We start from the raw sequence: 20,551 nt of genomic DNA, 5'->3' as shown, positions 1-20,551 counted from the left end.
TCTTCGCCCGAGCGCGTATCCCACGATCCTCCCGGCTGCGATGCGCCGCAACAGAGGAGGACAGGACGATTCGTACACCGGTCGACTCGCCACGCGGGAAGGCGGCGTCCGGGGCGGACGCTCCCGCGAGGCTGCGGCCCGTCGGACCGGCTGGGAAGCAACGCATGGCGTGGGCCGTCAGCGGCGTGAACCGGAGGGAGGCCAGTCCGGGCTCGCCCTTGCCGAGCGGCCCCCGGTCGCGACCAAGGCAGCCAAACGTGCGGTTGCGCGCCACCGCCATGTGCGCGCCGCAGTGTGACCGGCGGTCGAACACGGTAGACACGGCTCCACCGCTCACACCCAAGGACACCCCCTCATGGATCTGAAGCTCGAAGTGCTCGTGCTGCCCGTCTCCGACACCGACCGGGCCAAGGCCTTCTACGACAAGCTGGGCTTCCGTCTGGACCTCGACACGGGTCCCAGCACCGACTTCCGTTGCGTGCACTTCACCCCGCCCGGCTCCGGGTGCTCGATCATGTTCGGGGAGGGGATGACCGCCGCCGAGCCCGGCTCGGTACAGGGCCTGTACCTCATCGTCTCCGACATCAACGCGGCCCGGGCCGAGCTCGCCGACCGGGGCATCGACATCAGCGACGTCTTCCACGACGCGAACGGCGTGCTGTTCCACGGTCACGAGCGCGGGGACGTCACCCACAACCTTCCCGGCCAGGAACGGCTGGCGGGCCGCCACCCGGAGGGCAACACCTACTCCTCCTTCGCCTCGTTCGCCGACCCGGACGGCAACGGCTGGGTGCTGCAGGAGATCACGGAGCGGTTCCCCGGCCGCTGAGGGCACATCACCGAACAGGAGTCGTACATGAAGTTCGTGTTGCTGGGCGCCACCGGCATGATCGGCAGCCGGATCGCCGCCGAGGCAGTCGATCGGGGCCACCAGGTGACGTGCGTCAGTCGCTCCGGCAGGGCTCCGGTGCCGGGGGTGACGGCGACCGCTGCGGACGCGGCCGACTCGGGCCGTATCGCGGAGCTGGCCGCCGGGCACGACGCGGTCGTCTCGGCGCTGGCGCCGTCGGGCGACGGCGGCGAGCAGCGGGAGCGCTTCGTGGCCCTGAACCGCGCTGTGGTCGACGCCACGCGGGCCGCGGGGATCTCCCGGCTCCTGGTGGTCGGCGGTGCGGGGAGTCTGCTGGTGGCGCCGGGTGAGGAGCTGGTCGTGCAGCCCGTCTTCCCCGCCGATCTTCTCGGTGTGGCGCTGGCGCACCGCGATGCTCTCGCCTTCTACCGCACCGTGGAGGATCTTGAGTGGACCAACGTGTCCCCGCCGGCCGAGATCGCTCCGGGGACGCGGACCGGCAACTTCCGCGTCGGCGGGGACGAGCTACTGGTCGACGCCGAGGGACGCAGCCGTATCAGCGCGGAGGACTACGCGGCCGCTTGTGTGGAGGAACTGGAGAGCAACGCGCATCCGCGCAGCCGGATCACGTTCGCGTACTGACGGCGCGCCACGGGACCCGGTCGGCTGTGCCACGTGCGTCGGCCGGGTCAGGGCCTGGGGATGGGACTCCATCCTGCTCTACGGGGCTGGGCGGCCGGTCCGTCGCGGTGGGACGTCCCTGTCGAGGCGGACCCTGGAGCCGGGTCTACGACCTGTTCCTCCGGTGGCAGCGGAACGGCACCTGGCACCGGATCCTCACCCGGCTCCAGCCCCTGGCCGGCGCGAAGGGCGCGATCAGATGGGACCGGGGCGTCGACTCCACGGTCTGCCGCGCCCACCAGTACTGCGGCCGGAGCCCGAAGGCAGGGTGACCTGCAGAAGGAACCGTCAGGCGGTGTCCTCACCGAGCCCGGTGAAAACGAGCTGGGACGCTGCCGCGGCGGGTTCCCCACCGAATGGCACCTGGCAGTCGAGCAGGGCCAGTGCGGCGGCGGTCGCCGTCGCGAACGCCACGAGGTGGCCGACCATCTGCTTGGACACTCCAGCAGCATGTCCAGCAGGACACCCGCCGGCGGTTTCTCCGTCCACACGGTCCAGCCGCGGAGCGGCTCGCTCATCCGGGGCCCTGTCCCGCAGGAGCGTGGCCAGCTGGTCGTCGAGGGAGACCAGGCTCCCGCGGCGGCGTTGACGCGGCTGGTCTCGGCACCGTGGGCGCGGTCGAGCCCGGCCTGCGCCCGCCAGCGAGCATGACGCCAGCAACGATCTTCTTCTCGGCGGCCAAGACCTCGCCGTAGAAGCGGGCGCGCTCACCGGCCTGATCCCCTTTGCCGCCCGCGGTGTCCCGGTCGTCGGGACATGAATCCTCGAGAGTCGGGTCGAAGGGTGCTAGCAGACGGTACAAACATGCACTCCAGCCTGGCAGATGTATCACGCCATCCGCTCCGCAGAACCCGGCGCTTCTGGAGAAACCCGAGGTGAACAGGCAGATGCGGAAGCGAACGGGGGCGCCGAACGGCGCGTTACATGAACGTAACGCGCGATACATCTAGCCAACTCGCAAGGCTTTCTGTAACTTCCGGAGCGCGGTCGGCGGCACCTCCGCCGGCCACGTCATCCGAGAGGTCCGATCCCCCATGAACCCTCACACGGTCCGCCGCCTGGCGGCCGCCGCCGTAGTGACCACCGCCCTTACCGCGCTCACCGCCTGCTCCGGTGGCGACGACTCCGCACCGGCCGCGAGCGGTAGCGTCATCGTCGCCGGCGTCAAGATCGAGAAGGATCCCGCGCTGCACGACGCGCTGCCCGAGGAGATCAAGGACGCGGGCACCGTCAAGGTCGCCACCGATGTGCCGTACCCGCCCTTCGAGATGTACGTCAAGGAGGGCGAGAGCGAGCTCACGGGCCTCGACTACGACCTCGGCCAAGCCCTGGGCGCCAAGCTGGGCGTGCCATTCACCTTCACCCCGCAGAAGTTCGACGGGATCGTCCCGGCCATCCAGGCCGGCAGGTTCCACGCGGCGATGTCGGCCATCACCGACAACAAGGAGAGGCAGAAGGTCGTCGACTTCGTCGACTACTCGCAGTCCGGCTCCGGCATCCTCGTCGCCGAGGGGAACCCCGAGAAGATCGCCACCCTGGACGACCTGTGCGGGAAGAAGGTGGCCGTGCAGGCCGCCACAAACCAGCTCGACCTGCTCAAGAGCCACCAGGCCGAGTGCAGGAAGGCCGGCGGCGGCCAGATCGACGTCCAGACCTTCCCCAAGGACTCCGACGCCCAACTCGCCCTGCGCTCCGGCAAGGTCGTCGCCCAGGTGCTGACCAAGCCGGCCGCCGGCTGGACCGCCAAGACCGCCGACGACGGCTCGACCTTCGACCTCGTCGAGGACCCCGCCGCACCCGGCGGCTACAACGCCTCACCCAACGGCATCGCCGTCAGCAAGAAGCTGCCCGAACTGACCGACGCGATCCAGATGGCCCTCCAGGCCCTGATAGACGACGGCACCGCGACCAAGATCTTCGAGAAGTACGGCGTCGCCTCCATCGCCGTGAAGGAAGCCACCAAGAACGCGGCGGTCGACTGAGCATGGTCGAGCTGAAGACATCCCGGGACACTGCCGCGCCCGCCCACGGACTCACGGCGGACGATCTCGTCGTCGTACCGGTGCGCAACCACGGCCGCTGGGTGGCCGCCGCGGCGTCCTTGGCCGCCCTGGTCGGACTGGTCGGCTCGCTGGCCGGGAACGACAACCTGCGCTGGGACATCGTTGGTCAGTACCTCTTCGCCGACCTCATCTTCGACGGCCTGTTCACCACCCTGTGGCTGACCGCCGCCGCCATGGTCCTCGGACTCGCCCTGGGCACGCTGATCGCGGTCATGCGGCTGTCCTCCAGCCCCGTCCTCTACGGGCTCGCCACCTTCTTCGTGTGGATCTTCCGCGGGACTCCGCTGCTCGTGCAGATCATCTTCTGGGGGTACGCGGCTGCCCTGTACAAGTACGTGATGATCGGCATCCCGTTCACCGACATCACCTTCTTCCGGGCCGAGACGAACTCCCTGCTGACCCCGGCCGTCGCGGCACTGCTCGCCCTCGGGCTCAACGAGGCCGCCTACGCCTCCGAGATCGTGCGCGCCGGTATCCAGTCCGTCGACACGGGGCAGACCGAGGCAGCGCACTCGCTGGGCATGCGTCCCGCCCTCACCATGCGCCGGATCGTGCTGCCCCAGGCGATGCGCGTCATCATCCCCCCGATGGGCAACGAGACCATCAACATGCTCAAGATGACCGCCCTGGTCTCGGTCATCTCCGCCCACGACCTGATGTCCAACATCCAGGACGTGTACGCCCAGAACTACCAGGTCATTCCCATGCTCGTCGTCGCAAGCCTGTGGTACCTCGCCCTGGTGACCCTGCTCGGAATCCCTCAGGCCTGGCTGGAGCGCCGCTACGGACGCGGCACCGCCCACGCCCAGCAGGTGTCCCCCCTGCAGCGCCTGCTCGGCGGAACGGCCCGGCCCGCGCGCATCGGCAACCGCGTCATGAACAAGGAGGCGGGCCGGTGAGCGCCCCCACGGAACACGTCGAGGGCGTGCCGCTGGTGCACGCGGAGGGCGTGCGCAAGCACTACGGCAGGCTGGAGGTCCTCAAGGGCATCGACCTCACCGTCCGGCGCGGCAGCGTGTGCTGCCTGCTCGGTCCGTCAGGCTCGGGCAAGTCCACCTTCCTGCGCTGCATCAACCACCTCGAGAAGGTCGACGGCGGCCGGCTCACCGTCGACGGCGAACTCGTCGGCTACCGCCAGCACGGCGGAAAGCTGCACGAACTGCGGGAACGGGAAGTGGCCGAGCGGCGCCGCGACATCGGCATGGTGTTCCAGCGTTTCAACCTCTTCCCGCACATGACAGCGCTGGAGAACGTCATCGAGGCACCTGTGCGCGTCGCCGGGGTGGCCAGGGCACAGGCCCGCGAGGAGGCGCGGCAGCTGCTGGAGCGGGTCGGCCTCGCCGACCGCGCCGGCCACTACCCCTCCGAGCTCTCCGGCGGCCAGCAGCAGCGCGTGGCCATCGCCCGCGCCCTCGCGATGAAACCCAAGCTGATGCTGTTCGACGAGCCGACCTCCGCCCTCGACCCGGAACTCGTCGGCGATGTCCTCGACGTGATGCGGCAGTTGGCCGGCGAGGGGATGACGATGGTCGTCGTCACCCACGAGATCGGCTTCGCCCGCGAAGTGGGCGACACGGCGGTGTTCATGGACGAGGGAGTCATCGTCGAGGCCGGTGACCCACGGCAGCTTCTGGTCAACCCCGAACAGGAACGTACCCGCGCGTTCCTGTCGAAGGTCCTGTGAGCGCCCCCTCCCGGCAGCGGCCCCGCCCCCACCCCGCCGACCTGCTCGGCCCGGCCCGCAGCCGTCTTCAGCACTACCTGTACGACCTCGCCGAACTCGTGGCCATCGACTCCGGCTCGTACAGCCCCGACGGGGTCAACGCGGTCGCCGACTGGGTGCAGGCGCGCCTGACGTCACGAGGATTCGCCGTCGAACGGATCCGGCCGCCTGCCGCCGCCGGCGCGCCCTCTGACGCCCTCCGCACAGGCGACGTGCTCGTCGCCCGCAAGGCGGGCCGCCTCGCGGAGGCGGACGGCGGGCGCAGGATCCTGCTCGTCGCCCACATGGACACCGTGTTCGAGGACGGGACCGCCGCCGAGCGGCCGTTCACCCTCGACGGCACACACGCGCACGGGCCCGGAGTCAGCGACGACAAGGGCGGGTTGCTGGCCGGTCTGACCGCGATTGAACTGCTCCAGGAGCAAGGGACGGCGGAGTACGCCGAGTTGGTGTTCCTGGCAACCCCTGACGAGGAGATCGGCTCCCCGGTCAGCCGGCGGATCACCGAGGAGGTCGCGCGCGACATGCACTACGCCCTCGGCCTGGAGTGCGCGCGCGAGAACGGAGATCTGGTGGTCGCCCGCAAGGGCGTCGCCGACTTCCGGCTCACCGTCACCGGCCGCGCCGCCCACGCCGGCATCGAACCCGAGCGCGGCGCCAACGCGGCCCTCGCCGCGGCTCACCTCGTCGTGGCTCTGCAGGCCCTCAACGGGCGCTGGGACGGCGTCACCGTCAACGTCGGCGTCGTCCGGGCCGGCCACCGCCCCAACATCGTCTGCCCCGAGGCCGAACTCCGCCTGGAGGTACGCGCGGCCACGGCCGCCGACGTCCGCACCGTGAGGCGGGCCATCGAAGACGCAGCCGCACGCCCCGCAGTGCCCGGCACCACCGTGACGGTAGAACAACTCGACGACTGCCCGCCGATGGAGGCGACCGCGGCGACGCACCGGATGTTCGCCGTCGCCCAGCAGGCGGCCGCCGCGCTCGGGTTCACCCTCGGCGCCACGGCCACCGGCGGCGTCGGCGACGTCAACCTGATCGCCGGCACCGGCGTTCCGGTCCTGGACGGCCTCGGTCCGGTCGGCGGGGCCGACCACAGCCCACAGGAGTGGCTCGACACCGCGACCCTGCCCCAGCGCATCGCCCTGCTGGCCTCGCTGATCACCGCGCTCGGCGACGGCGACGCCTGACCGCCGGGCCCTCGGCCGTGCATCCCGGCCGAGGGCCCGGCCCCACACCGACGTCCCAGACCACTCAAGGAGACCCCATGCGCGAGCGTCCTCGACCCGGTCGGCGCCACTTCCTCGCCGCCGCCACCGCCCTCGCCCTCACCGCCGCTCCGGCGGCCGCCCAGGCGACCACGCGCCCCGACGCCGGCCGGGCGGCGGGCTCCCTGGTCCTGATCGGCGGCGCCTTGAAGGAGAACAACACCCAGGTGTACGGGGAGATCATCGAGCGGGCCGGTGGCTCCCGCGCCCGTATCGGTGTCCTCACCGCCGCCTCCGTGCCCGAGAGCCAGGACCCGCACGCGAACGACCCCGACCGGTGCAGCAACTCGGCCTGCAACGGCGCCTACTACGCCGGGCTGTTCGAGAAGCACGGCGCGGCCGACGCCCAGTGGATCCCCGTTGACCTCGACCACGTCGCCAACGCCGACTCCGACACCGTCGTCGACCAGATCAACTCCATGACCGGGTTCTTCTTCGGCGGCGGCGACCAGTACCGCTACGTCACCACCCTCCTGCACGGCGACCGGCACACCGACTCCAAGGTGCTCGCCGCCATCCGCGCCAAGCTCGCCGACGGCGCCGTCGTCGCCGGCACCTCCGCGGGCGCCCAGATCGCCGCCGGGCGCGACATGGTCACCGGCGGCGAGTCCTACCAGGGCCTGCGGGACGGCAGCGCGGCCGGCTACTTCGACGACCCCACCCGGCTCGGCTACCTTCCCGCGGGCGGTTTCGGCTTCCTTCGCTCCGGGCTCGTCGACACCCACACCGGCGCCTACGGCAGGGAGGGCCGGGCCCTGCGCCTGACCGCGGACACCGGTCACGACCGGGTCTACGCCCTGCAGGAGAACAGCGCCCTCGTCGTCGACCAGCCGGGCACCCGCGACGAGTCCATGACCGTACTCGGCACCAACGGCATCGGCATCCTCGACCTGCGCGACGCCTGCGCCCGCACCACACGGGACGGCTGGACGCTGACCGGAGCCAGGTACACCCACCTCACCGACGGCGACCGCTACGACCCCCGCCGCTGGGCCGCCCGCCCGGCTCCCGGCAAGCGCCCGCTGACCCCGAGCGGCACGTCTCCGGTGCCCGCCAACAACGACGTCTTCCACTCGGCCGACAACCCGGCCGGTGTCCCGTACTCCTTCCTCAGCACCGCCGCAGCACTCGCCGCCACCCGCGACCAGCGCACTGCCACCGCCACCACCTACGAGAGCGCTCCCCGCTTCACGGTCACCTTCACGAAGCGGCCGGGCTTCACCGCCTGGACGAGCGACGGCACCACCGCGCAGTCCCTGGTCGGACTGCGCATCGACATCGCACCCCGGTAACCGCGTTCCCGACCCCGTCGGCGGCTCGGGGCGGCCGGGACACCCGGCCGGCCCGAGCCGCCCGTTAGGGCATTAGGCTCGGCACCGGCGCACCACAAGGTCCGAAAGGAGCCCCCATGACCTCCGGCACCCTCGCCGACGACATCCGCCTCAAGCTGGGCACTCTCAGCCCCGCCGAGCGGAAGGTCGCGCGGGTGCTCCTTGCCGCCTACCCGGCGGCGGGCTTCGAGACGGTCGCCACGATCGCCGAACGCGCCGCCGTCAGCGCCCCCACGGTTCTGCGCTTCGTCGCCCGCCTCGGTTACAGCGGCTTCCCGGAGTTCCAGGCTGCCCTGCGCGCCGAACTCGACCAGCGCAACGCCTCGCCACTGTCCCTGTACGAGGAGACGGAGGACGCCCCCGGCGACGACTCGGCCGCGGGCCTCATGGCCCGCAGCAGCAGGCTGTTCACCACCGCCGTGGCCCAGACCATGGCCGAGACCCCACCGCACGACCTCGAACGGGCCATCACGCTGCTGTCCGACCGCAAGCGCCGGATCACCCTGGTCGGCGGCCGGTTCACGCACCTGCTCGCCCAGTACCTCGGCCTGCACCTGATGCAACTGCGCGACGACGTCCACATCCTGCCCGAACGTGACGTCGAACGCGCCGCCGCGCTGGCCCGGCTCGGCCGTCGCGACGTCCTCGTCGTCCTCGACTACCGCCGCTACGAGAGCGACAAGACGGCCCTCGCTCAGCTCGCGCAGGAACGAGGCGGCAAGGTCGTCGTCTTCACCGACACCTGGCTCTCACCCACCAGCGCGCACGCCGAGGTCGTCCTGCCCAGCCAGGTCACCACCCCCTCCCCGTACGACAGCCTCGTGCCCACCCTCGCCGTCATCGAGACCGTCGTCGCGGGCCTCATCACGGCGCTCGGCGACGAGGCCCATCAGCACATGAGGCACACCGAGGACATCGCCCGCCGTACCGGGCTGGTGTAACCGAACCTGCGCGCGTCGCTGTTCAGGACCTCCCGGTCAGCTCGCCGACGGGCTCGGCGCGGTGCACTTCGCGAACGTCGGCGCCGGCCAGGGCTTCAGCCCTCGACGCGGCGCTCGCCCCTGGACGTCCGAGTACCCCGGCGTTCGCGTCGTCAGGCAGTGCCGACAAGGCCGTGCGGCGCAGGACTTGCTCGAGGCCGCGGCGCGCTCGGTGCCCGATCCCGGCGGCGGCGTCACGCACTCGTACCTCCGGGTCGCCGGCGGTCCGCGGCAGCACTCGGGCGTGGTGGGTGAGGAACGTCCACTGGTCGCCGCGTGGCGGTGAGGTGGTCATGACGTCCATCGCCCGACCCCCAGGTCGGATGTCCACCCCTACGGCGAACGCATGTGAGGGACGTCCTCTTCGCGTGACCGTCCGCTGCGACAGGTGACGCCTGAGGTGCTTCTCCTTCATTCGCGGGTTGTGGCGGGGAGGCGCAGCCGCCCGTCGTGGACTTGGGCGATGCGGTCGACGGCGGTGAGGTGGGTGTGGTCGTGGGTGACGAGGACCGTGGCGGTGGCCTGCTGGTGGGTGAGGCGGGTGATCAGGTCGATGACGGCGGCGCCGCGTTCGTGATCGAGGGCGCTGGTGGGTTCGTCGACCAGAAGCACGGTGGGGTCGTTCATCAGGGCGCGGGCGATGCTGACGCGCTGGCGTTGACCGCCGGAGAGCTGGTGGGGACGGCGTGCGGCCTGGTCGGCCAGACCGACGGCGTCGAGCAGTTCCATGGCCCGTGCGCGGGCGCTGCGGGGCTTGCGGCCGTCGACCTGGGCCATGACGTGGAGCTGCTCGGCGGCGGTGAGGGAGGGCAGCAGGTTGGGCTGCTGGAAGACGATGCCGATCTTGTGGCGGCGCAGTTCGGTGAGCTCGCCGCGGGTCATGCCGGTGGTGGCGGTGCCGGCGATGGTGACGGTGCCGGCATCGGGGGTGATGAGGGTGGCGGCGACTGCGAGCAGGCTGGACTTGCCGGAGCCGGAAGGGCCGACGACGGCGGTCAGGGTGCCCTTGGGCACGTCCAGGGTGACGTTGTCCAGGGCGGTCAGGCGGGCTTCGCCGTCGGGGTAGGTGAGGGTGACGTCGGTCAGGTGCAGGCTCATCGGGCGCTCCCCAGGGCGGTCAGCGGGTCGACGGAGGTGATGCGTCGGATGGCCAGGGCGGCCCCGAGCGCTCCGAGCGTGATCATCACGGCCGGCGGGACGAGGACGGTGGCGGGCGTGAGGAGAAACGGTACGGCCGGGGCGACGACGAGGGCGCCGAGGACGGCGGCGAGGACGGTGCCGACCAGGGTGCCGCCGGCCAGCAGGACGACGGCCTGGCCGAGCGCGTCCTTGAGCAGGTTGGCGGTGGAGGCGCCCAGGGCCTTCAGAACGGCGACGTCGCCGCTGCGCTGGATGGTCCACACGGTGAAGAAGGCGCCGACGACCAGGGCGGAGATCGCGAACAGAGAGCCGCGCATCAGCTGCAGGGAGCCGTTCTCGGAGGCGTAGGAGCCGATCGCGGACAGTGAGTCGTCCTTGGAGACCGTCTTTGTGCCCGCTGCCTCATCAGCGGCTTTCACATCGCCGCCGGAGGTGGTGCTCAGCGCGATGACCGTGGCGGTAGGTCCGCCGGTCTCGCCCGTGGGGGGTGCGGTCCTCTGCCACAGGCTCAGGCTGGTCCAGGCCACCGGGGTGTGGCTGAAGGAGGCGTCCCCGCTCACTGAGGCGACGGTCACCGGCTGACCGGCGAGGGTGAAGGTGCCGCCCGCCTCCACATCGAGGGCGTCGGCGGCGGTGGTGGACAGGACCACCGTTCGGTCGTCGATCTTGCTGCTGTCCGGGGCGAGGACGGAACCGGGCCTCACGCCGAAGGCGGAGACGGCGGTGCTCTTGTTGCCGGCGCTCGCCTTGGTGGTGGTGATGCCCAGCGGCTCGGCGCTCCTCACACCGGGCGCACTGGCCCACTGCTGCCATTGTTTCTCGGTGACGGTGGAGTTGGAGTACGACAGCGCCTCGCCCTCGCCGGGTTCGCCGAAAGCGATCTTGTCTGCGGGCAGGCCGGTGATCGCAGAGACGTTCTGGTGGCCCAGCCCGGCCGTCAGCCCGGACAGCAGCTCGACCAGCAGGGTGATCAGAACGATGACGGTGCCCATCAGGGCGAAGCGCCCCTTGGCGAACTTCAGGTCTCTCCAGGCGACGAACACGGCTGGGCCTGCCTTCTCACGGGATTCTCGGGGTGGGAGCGGTACGACTCCACCGTCGCTGTCAGACCCCCACACGGTCATCTGGCCCAGGACAGCTCTTGCCGCGCCGAAAGGCGGCACGGGTCTTGTACCTTTCGATGGAGGCCCCCGCCGGGGCGTGTCCTTAGCCTGGAAGGACTGTGAACACCACCGCCCCCTCCCTGACCCCGACCACCCGCGCCCTGGCCTGGTGCCTGCATGTGCTGGTTGTCGCCCTGCTCGCTCTGGCCGCCGGCCGGGCCGTCGCCGACCACAGCCCACACGCCGGACTGATCACCGCCACGGCCGCGGCGTGTGCGCTGGTCTATGCGCTCGGTCCCGTGCTGCCCCGAGTGCGCCGCTCGCGGCGGGCCGCCGCACTGTGGCTGACCGCCGTGGGCGCCGTCTGGCTGGTCCTGCTGGCCCTGTCCGCCGACGCGGTATGGGTGGCGTTCCCCCTGTACTTCCTCCAGCTCCACCTGCTGTCCCACCGCGTCGGCCTGGCCGCGGTAGTGGCCACGGCGGTGGTGGCCATCGCCGGCTTCGCCGCGCACCAGGACTCCTTCAGCGCCGCGATGGCGATCGGACCGGCCCTCGGCGCCGCCGTGGCGGTGGCGGTGGTGTGGGGGTACCAGGCCCTCTACCGGGAGAGCGAACAGCGCAGGCGCCTGATCGAAGAGCTCACCGCCACGCGCGCCGATCTGGCCACGGCGCAGCACGCCGCGGGGGTCCTGGCCGAACGTGAACGCCTGGCCCGCGAGATCCACGACACCCTCGCCCAGGGCCTCTCAAGCATCCAGCTGCTGTTGCGCGCCGCCGAACGCGCCCTGCCGAACGCGCCGGAGAACACCGCTCGCTACGTCGACCAGGCGCGGCAGGCCGCCGTGGACAACCTCGCCGAGGCCCGCCGTTTCGTCGCCGCCCTCGCTCCGCCCGCCCTGGTGGGCACGACCCTCGCCGGCGCCCTTCAACGCTTGTGCGCCACCACCGGCACCCGCCACCGGATCACCGCGCGTTTCCACCTCACGGGCGACCCCCGACCGCTGCCGACCGCGTACGAGGTCGCCCTGCTGCGCATCGCCCAGTCCGCCCTCTCCAACACCGTCCGGCACGCCGAGGCCGCCACCGCCGACGTCACCCTCAGCTACCACGACGACCATGTCGCCGTGGACATCGTCGACGACGGACGCGGCTTCGATCCCGACCGGCTTCCCACCCCGGACCCGGAGGCCGGCGGGTTCGGACTGACCGCCATGCACGCCCGAGTCCACGCCCTCGGCGGCGCCCTCACCGTCCAATCCACCCGCGGCCACGGCACCACCCTGGCCGCCCGACTGCCCCTCGACCCCGACGCCGACCCCGCAAAGGCCCGCCCGTGACCGACACCCCCATCCGTCTGCTCCTGGCCGACGACCACCCCGTAGTGCGGGCCGGGCTCCGCGCGGTACTGGAGACCGAACCCGGCCTCACCGTGGTGGCCGAGGCAGCCACCGCCGAGGAGGCCGTCGCCCGCGCCGCCCAGGGCGACATCGACGTAGTCCTCATGGACCTGCAGTTCGGCAAGGGCATGAACGGCGCCGAGGCCACCGCCCGGATCACCGCCCCAGCGGACGGCCCCCGCGTGCTGATCGTCACCACCTACGACACCGACGCCGACACCCTGCCCGCCATCGAGGCCGGCGCCACCGGCTACCTCCTGAAGGACGCCCCGCCCGAGGAACTGGCCGCCGCCGTACGCACCGCCGCCACGGGCCGCACCACTCTGGCAGCCACCATCGCGGACCGGCTGATGAACCGGCTGCGCAGTCCTGGCACCGCCCTGACCCGGCGCGAGACCGAAGTCCTGGTCCTGGTGGCCGAAGGACTGTCCAACCAGGCCATCGGTGACCGGCTCCATCTCACCGAGGGAACCGTGAAGTCCCATTTGGCTCGCATCTACACCAAGCTCGGCGTGGACTCCCGCACCGCCGCCGTCGCTACCGCCAGCGGACTCGGCATGATCCGGAGGTGTTGAAGCTCTCCCCTCCCTTCGCAAGCTCAGGAAGGGGATTCCCGTCTACCTTGCGGCGACAGGCTTGACGGTTTTACCCGCCCTGCGACCGCGCCTTCCGGCGGCCGGGACCTCCACGATGACGTGGCCGATCCGGTACAGGTGCAAGATGTTCCGAGCCGCGTTCCAGTCGGCGTTCGCCGTCCAGCCGCAGTCGGGGTTCTTGCAGGAGAACAGTTCCTGGCTCTCTCGGCTGCCGGGGGTGATGAATCCGCAGGCTGAGCATCGCTGGGAGGTGTGGGGGGCGGGGACCTTGACGAGCTGGCCGCCGTATCGGGCGGTCTTGTACGTCAGTATGGTCACGCTCCGACCCCACGCCTCTTGGGCGATGGAGCGGTTGAGTCCGGCCTTCGCCTTGGCCCCGTTGCGCAGGAACGCGCCCTCGTTGTCGGGGTCGGGCTTGGGGACCGGGCTCTTGGTCATGCCGAGGATGCTGAGCTGTTCGACCACCAGCACGCCGTACGTGCGGGCGAGATAGGTGGTGGTCTGGTGCTGCCAGTCCACGGCTCGTCGCGTGGCTCTTGCTCGGAGCTGCTTGATCTGGCCGTAGGTGTGCCGCAACCGCTTGGAGGTCTTCTCCCCGCGCTTGCGGAACGTCTTGCTGTGCGCGGCCTGCCGCTCCAGCTTGAGGAGCTTGGCCTTCTCCTTCGGGGTCAGCCACTTGTCCCGGTCGGCGGTGCCATCCGGAAGTCGAGGCGAGCGCCCGTGGTCCTGGTGGTCCTTGTTGGACAGAGCCAGGGGGATGTTCACCCCGGCGTCGATGCCGACCTCCGGCCCCTGGTGGGGCTCGGGGGCGCGTTCGAGGGTCTGGACGCGGAAGGCAATGTGCCAGCCGTTCGTTTCGCTGCGAAGAGATCTTGCGAGAGGTCTGCACGGACTTCGAAGCGGACCTCAAGCAGTTCAACGGCGAAGAGGATCACGTACACCTGCTCGTGCACTACCCGCCGAAAGTCCAGCTCTCCAAGCTGGTCAACTCCCTTAAGGGCGTCTCCGCCCGCTTGCTGCGCAAGGAGTACGACGCGCACGTGCGCCGGTACCTGTGGGGCAGGCACTCTTGGTCCGGCTCGTACTTCGCCGGAAGCTGCGGCGGGGTCTGACCGTCGAAAACAGCAGTACATCGAGCGGCAAAACGCCCCGTGGGATGAGCTGAACAGTGCAGACCCGTGCTTCGGTACGGGTCACACCTATTTTGAGATGGCCTTCACCCCCGGCGTAAACGCCGGAGCACTGGCCAAGATCAAAGGCAGAAGGCGCGACAGGTTCACTCGTTCGCTGCACCCTGCTGAGCCACTGAAGCCGATCACTTGCCCGAGGGTGAGGGGTGTCCCCATGCACTGCATCCGTTCTCCGTCTGTCTCCGGAACCGTGGGCAGGGTGACATCGACAATGAGACCTCACACAAGGACGACCCATGGTGCAAGCCTCCTCTCTGGGCCGCTCCGCGGGGCCAGTGGCCGCATGGCGCTCCGTCATGCTGGTCCTTGCGCTCGGGCAGGTGGCGAGTTCCGTCCTCAGCCGGCTGTACGGCGGTGAGTTCACGACGGCCGACCGTCCAGGCGAGCCGCCCATCGTCCCGGTCGGCTGGGCATTCTCCATCTGGACGCTGGTAGAACTGCTCTGTATCGCCTACGCGTTGTGGGCGCTGCCCGAGCGTCGCCCGGACTCCGACGTTCGGAATCAGCTGGCCGTCCCGCTCTGCCTGGTCTTCACCGGATTCAGCTGCTGGCTGGTGGCCGCGGAGGTCGCACCGGTGTGGGGAACGGTCGCGGTGTTCGCCGTAATGATCTTCGGCCTTGTGCGGGCCATGTCAGTGGCTCTGGAACACCGCGTCACCATCGCCTCCTGGCGGCCTGTGCCCAGAGCCCTTCTGTGGTGGATGCTCGGCGTCTACACAGGATGGTCGACCATCGCGGTCTGGGTGAATCTCACCACCGCCGCGGCCGGTTCCGGTGCCCCCGTGGCCGGCACGACGGGCGTAGCGGCGCAGTTGGCAGTGCTGGCCGGCGCTACGGCGACCGCGGTGGTCATTCTCCGCTGGACCCGAGGGCTGCTCCCCTACGCCCTCGCCGCGGGATGGGGTCTGCTGACTGCCATGCTGGGAGCTGCGAGCGCCGGGCAGCCGGTGCTTTCCGGCGCCGCGGCCGCCGGATTCGTCGTCGTAGCCGGGGCAACGGCCGTTGCTCGGCGGGAGCGAGCTGTCCGCGACCCGGAGGAAGGGCCATGAGGCCGGGAAGCGTTGCGCTTTCACCGGGGCGCACGAGGGCTGGGCATCGAAGTCTGTCGGCTGCTCGCGCGATCAGGTTGCGGCCGAGCTCGACCGGCCACATCTGCGCTCGGAGCGTTCATCGACGAGCACCGGGACCGCTTCGGCGGTGTCGCGCCGATCTGCCGCGTGCTGACCCAGCACGGCTGCAAGATCCCCGTCACGTACTCGGTAGCAGTGTCCGCGCGCGCGGGCAGGGCCCTGCGCCTTGTGCTTGTGCACCAGGTGGTGAAGCGGTGCGAGCCGCCTGCGTATCCGCGGGTCTCGGCCGGGATGCCTTCCTCGACCGCGGCGCGGGCCTCGGGTGAGAGTCCGCTCGTCCGGCTCGCCGGGACGGGGTCCTTCGGCTCGGTCTCGGCGGTCGAGGGCGGCGTGTCCACAGGTCCACGGGTCCACGGGTGGCTCCCCCAGGCGTGATTCTGGCTCCCGGCAAGGCGACTTGCCGGGAGCCGGCGCCGCACCGTGCTCCGGGCAGGCCTGCGGCATCCACTCCGACCGGCTGCCCTCCTGGACTTCAGCGACGCTTGCCGGGGCCTTGTGTCGGCAGGGAAAGAGGCCCTGGCGGCCCTGGCGTGCCTCTGCTCCCGTCCCGCTGACCGGGCTGTCCCCGGCGGGCGGTCGCCGGCCCGAACCCGTCCTCGGTCCGGCCCGAGTCAAATATCGCGGGATGGCCGATCAGTGGGAGCGATGACGAGCGCGGTATGCGTAGGTGAGCAGACCTGCCATGGCAAGCGAAACGAGGCTGCCGATCGTGAGTACGGCCATCCGGGGGTTCTCGCCGCGCTTTGGCGGCGACCCGATGGTGATACGGCCGTTGGTCTCCCGTTTGACGAGCCCACTGGCGAGTGTCAGCCGCGCGGTCCACACACCGTCTGGGAGTCTCCGGTGGAGAGTGGTCCTCGCCAGCGTCGAGCCTCCCGGGCCGAGGGTGTCCGCGCGGACGTTGAACGGGCCGGCAGAAAGCCCACCTGGGCCGTTCGACAGCGTGAGCTTGCCCGCGAGGTCGAGGGCCCGCCCGCCGGTGTTCTCCACCCGGGCCGTTACCACGGGGATGCCGTCCGCGGTGCGCGCGCCGGTCAGGTCCTTGATGCGGAAGTCCGATGGCGGTTCTCCGTCGGGCCCGATGGACAGGTAGAGACGCACTCCGGCGCGGGCCACGTTGCGTACCTGCTTCGTGGGATCGTGGTCGGGACTGACCTCCGCCCAGAGAACGCCGTAGTGTTCGCCGCGGGTCGCATCACCCGCCACGGTGATCTCGGTCCAGACCTTCGCCGTCTCGTCGGGCGCCAGGACGAGTTCGCTGTCCTCGATCTTCACCCACCTGGTGAGCTCGTTGCCGGCACGTCCGGGGGCGAAGGCGAAGCCGTGATTGCCCACAGCGGCGGCCGCTGGGTAGAGCCGTACACGGTGTCGCTCGCCCGAGAGATTGGTAACGGCGATCCGTCTGCGAATCCTCTCGCCCGGACTGACGTGATCGATGATGTACCGGTGGGCTCGCTCGTCGTCGCGGCGGCTGAGGGGCGCGTCGACCAGTCGGATGCCGATGCTCATGTCGTCGGAGGCCCGCCGCGGCGCCTCCGCGGCTGCGGGCGCGACCGATGCGACGAGCAGTGACATCGAGAGGAGCAGTTTACCTACGGGGTCACGCCACAGAATGGGTCACCGTACCGTGGTAGAGCCCGCCAACGGCGTCCTGCGGGATGGTGATTTCCAGGGTGGGGTTCCAGCTCGCGCTGTTGTTTCCGCTGCCCGAGGTCTTGGAGAAGGCGGTGCGAGGCTGGTTGAGGCTCACCCGGTCGCCACGCGTGGGTTGGCCGGGCACGAAGGTGCCGCTGCCGCTTGTGGCGGTCGCCTGACCGGACCAGTAGGTCACCAGGTTGGGCAGGATGATCTCGGCGGCCTCGTCCGTTCCGGTGTCGAACTGCGTCGAGACCACCGACGCCGTCCACGTCGCGTTGGCCGCGGCCCGCTGGTCCATCACCGTCACGGTGCCCATCTGGCCGCTGATCGTCTGCCCCGGGAACGCGGACCCCAGGTTGTCCGAGGCGGGCACCTCGATCGTGAGGTTCGACGTGGACACGGTGAACGTTACGGTCGTGTCCCCCGACGGCTGGGCTGCCGCGGGCAGCGAGGTCACGCCGGCCAGGACGGCGGCGATACACGGAGTCAAGAGTCTTCTGCGCACAGAGCCACCATAGGCGGACACATGGATAAGAGTCGTTATTTACCATTGGCTATGCCACCGAGTGGGTGATCGTCCCGGTATAGGCGCCTCCCACGGCAGTCGTCGGCACGGCGACGATGAGCGTCGGCCGCCAGGCAGTGGTGTTGTTCCCGTTGCCCGAGGTCTTGGCGAACGCCGTCCGCGGGACGCTGAGACTCTGCGCCTGCGCGCTGGTCGCCTGGCCCGGGACCCGGGTGCCGGACCCGGCGGTCGCGGTGGCCTGACCCGACCAGTACGAGAACCGGCTCCTGGAGATCTGCCGGGCGGGGCCGCCGCCCGGCGTGGTGAAGTCGGTCGCCACCACCGTCGCGGTCCAGACCGTGTTCGTGCCGCCTCGCTTGTCCGACACCCGGACTTCGCCGAGTTGTCGACCGAGGGAGGAGCCGGGGAAGGTCGAGCCGAGACTCACCCCGGCCGGCACAGTGATCGTCAGCAGGTGGGGCTGTCGGGCGATCCGCGCCACGTCCTGGGCGGACACCGGCGCTGCTGCGCCGGGCACCACCGCCGCCACGACTCCCGTGAGGGTCCACAGCATTTGCACGCCGCGACTATAGGCCCTGTTGCGGAGGGCTTTGAGCCTCCATCACCCTTTCAGGGGGTTTCTGACCACCTGTGGCCGGTTAGCGTTCCCCAATCGGTTTCGCCCGTCCGCACCCACGCGGTGGATTTCCGTCCAGGAGCCCCCATGCGTAATCCCGCTCGCACAGCGGTCTACACCGTCCTCGCCCTGGCCCTGGCCGCATCCGCCAGCCCCGCACTGTCCGTCTCGGCCCACCCCGACCGCGCCGAACCCACCGGGCTCGCCACCGCCCACGACCACCTGGATCGGCCGCCCACGCACGTCCGGCTGCGCACACGGACCTTCGATCCGACCACGCCGGAGGGGGAGCGCAGCCGGCCGCGGGGAAACCTGCGGACGACGAACGGCCGCACGTACCTGGTCCAGTTCACCACCACGCCGCTCGACAGCCATCGCGCCGAACTGGCGGCCCTCGGTGCCCGGCTCGGCGCCTACATTCCCGACGCGACGTACGTGGTGCGCATGGACAAGGCGGCCCGAGGGCGGGTCGCCGCGCTGCCGTACGTGCGATGGGTCGGACGGTACGACGCCGGCGACAAGCTGGAAGGCGGGGCCGTGCAGCCGAGCACGCGCCGCTATGTCGTCACGCTCGTGGAACCGGACGCCGCCGACCAGCGTGCGGTGGTCAGACGGATCACGGAGCTCGGCGGCCGGGTCGACGCCGTCTCGGCGGGCCTGCAGTTGATCGAGTCAACCCTCAAGCCGGCGCAGGCACTTGCCGTGGCGCACCTGGACCCGGTGCTCGCGCTCGACGTGTGGACGGCACCCCAGGTGGACATGGACAACGCCCGTGCCGCGGGCGGCGCCAACGCGGTGGAGACGGCGCTCGGGTACCTCGGGCAAGGCGTGCGCGGCGAGGTGATGGACACCGGACTGCGCACCACGCACCAGGAGTTCGCGGCGTACCCGCCGATCCTGCACACCGCCAACACCACCAGCACGAGCCACGGCACCTCGACATACGGGCAGATCTTCGCCTCAGGTGTCAACGCCACCGCCCGCGGCCTGCTCCCCCAGGCACAGCCCATCTTCGCCGCCCACAGCCTGGTGTCCGACCGGTGGGAGCACACCGGGCAGCTCGTCGACCCGACGGGCCCGTACCGGGCGGTGTTCCAGTCCAACAGTTGGGGCAGCGCGCTGACGTTCGGCTACAACGCCACGTCGGCGGCGATGGACGACATCGTCTTCGACCACGACATCCTGATCTGCCAGTCCCAGGGCAACACCGGCAACCGCTCCGCCCGGCCTCAGGCGTGGGCGAAGAACGTGATGTCCGTCGGTGGCACCTACCACTACGACACCCTCTCCCGCGCCGATGACGCGTGGAACGGCGGGGCGAGCATCGGCCCGGCCGCGGACGGGCGGATCAAGCCCGACCTCTCCAACTACTACGACGCGGTCCACACCACCGCGAGCGGCGGCGACGCCTCGTACACCGGCACGTTCAGCGGCACCAGCGCCTCCACGCCGATCACGTGCGGCTACGCGGGCCTCATTTTCCAGATGTGGGCGGACGGGGTCTTCGACGGCGGCCCCGGTCTGGACCGCGACGTCTTCGCGTCCCGGCCGCACGCCGCCACCGCGAAGGCACTGCTGATCAACTCGGCCGACCAGTACGCCTTCACGGGCACGTCCCACGATCTGGCCCGCATGAAGCAGGGCTGGGGTACGGCCAGCGTCGGCAACCTGTACCAGCAGGCAGAGGACAACGACTGGGCGCTGCCAATCCTGGTCAACGAGACGGACGTACTCACGGGGGGCCAGACCGCCACATACACACTGACCACCGACGGCAGCCAGCCGCTGAAGGCGACGATGGTCTACACCGACCCGATGGGCTCACCGTCGGCGGCCCAGGCGCGCGTCAACGATCTGACCCTGAAGCTCACCGCCCCGGACGGAACCGTGTACTGGGGGAACAACGGGCTTGCGGCCGACGTTTGGTCCACGCCGGGAGGCTCGGCGAACACGATCGACACCGTCGAGAACGTGTTCGTCCAAACCCCAGCCGCCGGCACCTGGACGATCGAGGTCATCGCCAGCCAGGTCAGTGCAGACGGACACGTCGAGACTCCCACGACCGACGCAGACTTCGCACTGGTCGCCACCGGTAAGGTCACCGGCTAGTGCTGCAACGGTGTTGGCCGTGACGGTCGGCAGGATGTTCGCTGAGGTGGTTGTGGGCGGGGACCTTGCGGATGCCGGAAAGGGCACGAACTCGACGCAGGGGCCCGACCACAGCTTCACGATCGCCGGATACTCCCGGGCCCACGGCGCCTCCGCGTGCGCCAACCGCAACGTGGCGTTCCGCCACTGGGGTTCCCCTGCCGCCGTTTC

General features: G+C 70.5%; 21 protein-coding genes and 2 pseudogenes. 15 read left to right on the top strand and 8 right to left on the bottom strand.

Features of this window, described 5'->3' with window-relative positions; genetic code table 11:
- Window positions 1–355: 355 nt before the first annotated feature.
- The 3 genes from QRN89_RS34875 (at window position 356) to QRN89_RS34865 (ending at window position 1,803) form a co-directional block, all read left to right on the top strand.
- On the top strand, window positions 356–829 hold the full coding sequence (locus QRN89_RS34875; protein ID WP_290353407.1) for a VOC family protein: 474 nt from the start codon (window positions 356–358) through the stop codon (window positions 827–829).
- 27 nt (window positions 830–856) lie between these two features.
- Window positions 857–1,492, top strand: a complete 636-nt coding sequence (locus tag QRN89_RS34870) for an NAD(P)-dependent oxidoreductase (RefSeq protein ID WP_290353406.1) — start codon at window positions 857–859, stop codon at window positions 1,490–1,492.
- A gap of 107 nt (window positions 1,493–1,599) precedes the next feature.
- Window positions 1,600–1,803, top strand: coding sequence for a hypothetical protein (locus QRN89_RS34865; RefSeq protein WP_290353405.1), 204 nt, complete (start codon window positions 1,600–1,602; stop codon window positions 1,801–1,803).
- 16 nt (window positions 1,804–1,819) lie between these two features.
- On the opposite strand, the gene QRN89_RS34860 is transcribed toward QRN89_RS34865, so the two are convergent.
- Window positions 1,820–1,972 carry a hypothetical protein gene (locus tag QRN89_RS34860; protein WP_290353404.1) on the bottom strand — a complete coding sequence of 51 codons (153 nt, stop codon included), beginning with the start codon at window positions 1,970–1,972 and terminating at the stop codon, window positions 1,820–1,822.
- A gap of 9 nt (window positions 1,973–1,981) precedes the next feature.
- On the opposite strand from QRN89_RS34860, the gene QRN89_RS34855 reads away from it, so the two are divergent.
- The 7 genes from QRN89_RS34855 to QRN89_RS34825 all read left to right on the top strand — a co-directional run bounded on the left by QRN89_RS34855 (window position 1,982) and on the right by QRN89_RS34825 (window position 8,857).
- The gene (locus QRN89_RS34855) at window positions 1,982–2,182 is read left to right on the top strand and encodes a hypothetical protein (RefSeq protein ID WP_290353403.1); all 201 of its coding nucleotides are present in this window, start codon (window positions 1,982–1,984) and stop codon (window positions 2,180–2,182) included.
- Between the two features lie 383 nt (window positions 2,183–2,565).
- Entirely contained in the window at window positions 2,566–3,513 is a 948-nt protein-coding gene (locus tag QRN89_RS34850; RefSeq protein WP_290353401.1) for an ABC transporter substrate-binding protein, read from the top strand.
- Between the two features lie 2 nt (window positions 3,514–3,515).
- Complete coding sequence (locus QRN89_RS34845) at window positions 3,516–4,493, top strand: amino acid ABC transporter permease (RefSeq protein ID WP_290353400.1); 978 nt, start codon at window positions 3,516–3,518, stop codon at window positions 4,491–4,493.
- Window positions 4,494–4,525: 32 nt separating this feature from the next.
- Entirely contained in the window at window positions 4,526–5,278 is a 753-nt protein-coding gene (locus QRN89_RS34840; protein WP_290353975.1) for an amino acid ABC transporter ATP-binding protein, read from the top strand.
- On the top strand, window positions 5,275–6,507 hold the full coding sequence (locus QRN89_RS34835) for a M20 family metallopeptidase (protein WP_290353399.1): 1,233 nt from the start codon (window positions 5,275–5,277) through the stop codon (window positions 6,505–6,507). The genes QRN89_RS34840 and QRN89_RS34835 overlap by 4 nt, the downstream gene beginning before the upstream one ends.
- A gap of 77 nt (window positions 6,508–6,584) precedes the next feature.
- Complete coding sequence (locus tag QRN89_RS34830) at window positions 6,585–7,877, top strand: cyanophycinase (protein WP_290353397.1); 1,293 nt, start codon at window positions 6,585–6,587, stop codon at window positions 7,875–7,877.
- Window positions 7,878–7,993: 116 nt separating this feature from the next.
- Entirely contained in the window at window positions 7,994–8,857 is an 864-nt protein-coding gene (locus tag QRN89_RS34825) for a MurR/RpiR family transcriptional regulator (protein ID WP_093660664.1), read from the top strand.
- Window positions 8,858–8,879: 22 nt separating this feature from the next.
- On the opposite strand, the gene QRN89_RS34820 is transcribed toward QRN89_RS34825, so the two are convergent.
- The 3 genes from QRN89_RS34820 to QRN89_RS34810 form a co-directional block, all read right to left on the bottom strand.
- Window positions 8,880–9,191 (bottom strand): transcriptional regulator, encoded by a 312-nt coding sequence (locus QRN89_RS34820; RefSeq protein WP_290353395.1) that lies wholly within the window; start codon window positions 9,189–9,191, stop codon window positions 8,880–8,882.
- A gap of 116 nt (window positions 9,192–9,307) precedes the next feature.
- Window positions 9,308–9,994 (bottom strand): ABC transporter ATP-binding protein, encoded by a 687-nt coding sequence (locus QRN89_RS34815; RefSeq protein WP_290353394.1) that lies wholly within the window; start codon window positions 9,992–9,994, stop codon window positions 9,308–9,310.
- On the bottom strand, window positions 9,991–11,079 hold the full coding sequence (locus tag QRN89_RS34810) for an ABC transporter permease (RefSeq protein WP_290353393.1): 1,089 nt from the start codon (window positions 11,077–11,079) through the stop codon (window positions 9,991–9,993). Before QRN89_RS34810 ends, QRN89_RS34815 begins: the two co-directional genes overlap by 4 nt.
- 179 nt (window positions 11,080–11,258) lie before the next feature.
- Between QRN89_RS34810 and QRN89_RS34805 the strand changes: the two genes are divergently transcribed.
- On the top strand, window positions 11,259–12,476 hold the full coding sequence (locus QRN89_RS34805) for a sensor histidine kinase (RefSeq protein ID WP_290353392.1): 1,218 nt from the start codon (window positions 11,259–11,261) through the stop codon (window positions 12,474–12,476).
- Entirely contained in the window at window positions 12,473–13,111 is a 639-nt protein-coding gene (locus QRN89_RS34800) for a response regulator (protein ID WP_290353390.1), read from the top strand. Before QRN89_RS34805 ends, QRN89_RS34800 begins: the two co-directional genes overlap by 4 nt.
- Window positions 13,112–13,153: 42 nt before the next feature.
- Here the strand turns inward: QRN89_RS34800 and QRN89_RS34795 are convergent.
- Window positions 13,154–13,981 (bottom strand): annotated as a pseudogene (locus QRN89_RS34795) (RNA-guided endonuclease InsQ/TnpB family protein); the annotation flags it as partial.
- Between the two features lie 20 nt (window positions 13,982–14,001).
- On the opposite strand from QRN89_RS34795, the pseudogene tnpA reads away from it, so the two are divergent.
- Window positions 14,002–14,238, top strand: a pseudogene (gene tnpA / locus QRN89_RS34790) (IS200/IS605 family transposase); the annotation flags it as partial.
- 320 nt (window positions 14,239–14,558) lie between these two features.
- Window positions 14,559–15,371: a TspO-related membrane protein gene (locus QRN89_RS34785; protein WP_290353388.1), complete on the top strand. Its 813-nt coding sequence runs from the start codon at window positions 14,559–14,561 to the stop codon at window positions 15,369–15,371.
- A gap of 714 nt (window positions 15,372–16,085) precedes the next feature.
- Here QRN89_RS34785 and QRN89_RS34780 read toward each other — a convergent pair.
- The 3 genes from QRN89_RS34780 to QRN89_RS34770 all read right to left on the bottom strand — a co-directional run bounded on the left by QRN89_RS34780 (window position 16,086) and on the right by QRN89_RS34770 (window position 18,175).
- A complete protein-coding gene (locus QRN89_RS34780) occupies window positions 16,086–17,027 on the bottom strand; it encodes a peptidase (protein ID WP_290353387.1) in 942 nt (313 codons plus the stop codon).
- 25 nt (window positions 17,028–17,052) lie between these two features.
- The gene (locus QRN89_RS34775; RefSeq protein WP_290353386.1) at window positions 17,053–17,547 is read right to left on the bottom strand and encodes a hypothetical protein; all 495 of its coding nucleotides are present in this window, start codon (window positions 17,545–17,547) and stop codon (window positions 17,053–17,055) included.
- Window positions 17,548–17,644: 97 nt separating this feature from the next.
- Window positions 17,645–18,175: a WxL domain-containing protein gene (locus QRN89_RS34770; protein WP_290353385.1), complete on the bottom strand. Its 531-nt coding sequence runs from the start codon at window positions 18,173–18,175 to the stop codon at window positions 17,645–17,647.
- A gap of 144 nt (window positions 18,176–18,319) precedes the next feature.
- Here QRN89_RS34770 and QRN89_RS34765 point away from each other — a divergent pair, with 144 nt between their 5' ends.
- Window positions 18,320–20,341: a DUF8729 domain-containing protein gene (locus QRN89_RS34765; RefSeq protein ID WP_290353384.1), complete on the top strand. Its 2,022-nt coding sequence runs from the start codon at window positions 18,320–18,322 to the stop codon at window positions 20,339–20,341.
- Window positions 20,342–20,551: the final 210 nt, after the last annotated feature.

Source organism: Streptomyces sp. HUAS CB01, from assembly GCF_030406905.1.
Taxonomy (GTDB): Bacteria; Actinomycetota; Actinomycetes; order Streptomycetales; family Streptomycetaceae; genus Streptomyces; species Streptomyces chengbuensis.
This window is presented reverse-complemented; position numbering and strand designations above follow the sequence as displayed.

What these genes read in the sequence shown, in the direction of transcription:
- QRN89_RS34875 (WP_290353407.1), top strand. Translation starts at nt 356, where the DNA reads ATGGATCTGAAGCTCGAAGTGCTCGTGCTGCCCGTCTCCGACACCGAC.
- QRN89_RS34870 (WP_290353406.1), top strand. Translation starts at nt 857, where the DNA reads ATGAAGTTCGTGTTGCTGGGCGCCACCGGCATGATCGGCAGCCGGATC.
- QRN89_RS34855 (WP_290353403.1), top strand. Translation starts at nt 1,982, where the DNA reads ATGTCCAGCAGGACACCCGCCGGCGGTTTCTCCGTCCACACGGTCCAG.
- QRN89_RS34850 (WP_290353401.1), top strand. Translation starts at nt 2,566, where the DNA reads ATGAACCCTCACACGGTCCGCCGCCTGGCGGCCGCCGCCGTAGTGACC.
- QRN89_RS34845 (WP_290353400.1), top strand. Translation starts at nt 3,516, where the DNA reads ATGGTCGAGCTGAAGACATCCCGGGACACTGCCGCGCCCGCCCACGGA.
- QRN89_RS34830 (WP_290353397.1), top strand. Translation starts at nt 6,585, where the DNA reads ATGCGCGAGCGTCCTCGACCCGGTCGGCGCCACTTCCTCGCCGCCGCC.
- QRN89_RS34825 (WP_093660664.1), top strand. Translation starts at nt 7,994, where the DNA reads ATGACCTCCGGCACCCTCGCCGACGACATCCGCCTCAAGCTGGGCACT.
- QRN89_RS34820 (WP_290353395.1), bottom strand. Translation starts at nt 9,191, where the DNA reads ATGACCACCTCACCGCCACGCGGCGACCAGTGGACGTTCCTCACCCAC.
- QRN89_RS34815 (WP_290353394.1), bottom strand. Translation starts at nt 9,994, where the DNA reads ATGAGCCTGCACCTGACCGACGTCACCCTCACCTACCCCGACGGCGAA.
- QRN89_RS34785 (WP_290353388.1), top strand. Translation starts at nt 14,559, where the DNA reads ATGGTGCAAGCCTCCTCTCTGGGCCGCTCCGCGGGGCCAGTGGCCGCA.
- QRN89_RS34780 (WP_290353387.1), bottom strand. Translation starts at nt 17,027, where the DNA reads ATGTCACTGCTCGTCGCATCGGTCGCGCCCGCAGCCGCGGAGGCGCCG.
- QRN89_RS34765 (WP_290353384.1), top strand. Translation starts at nt 18,320, where the DNA reads ATGCGTAATCCCGCTCGCACAGCGGTCTACACCGTCCTCGCCCTGGCC.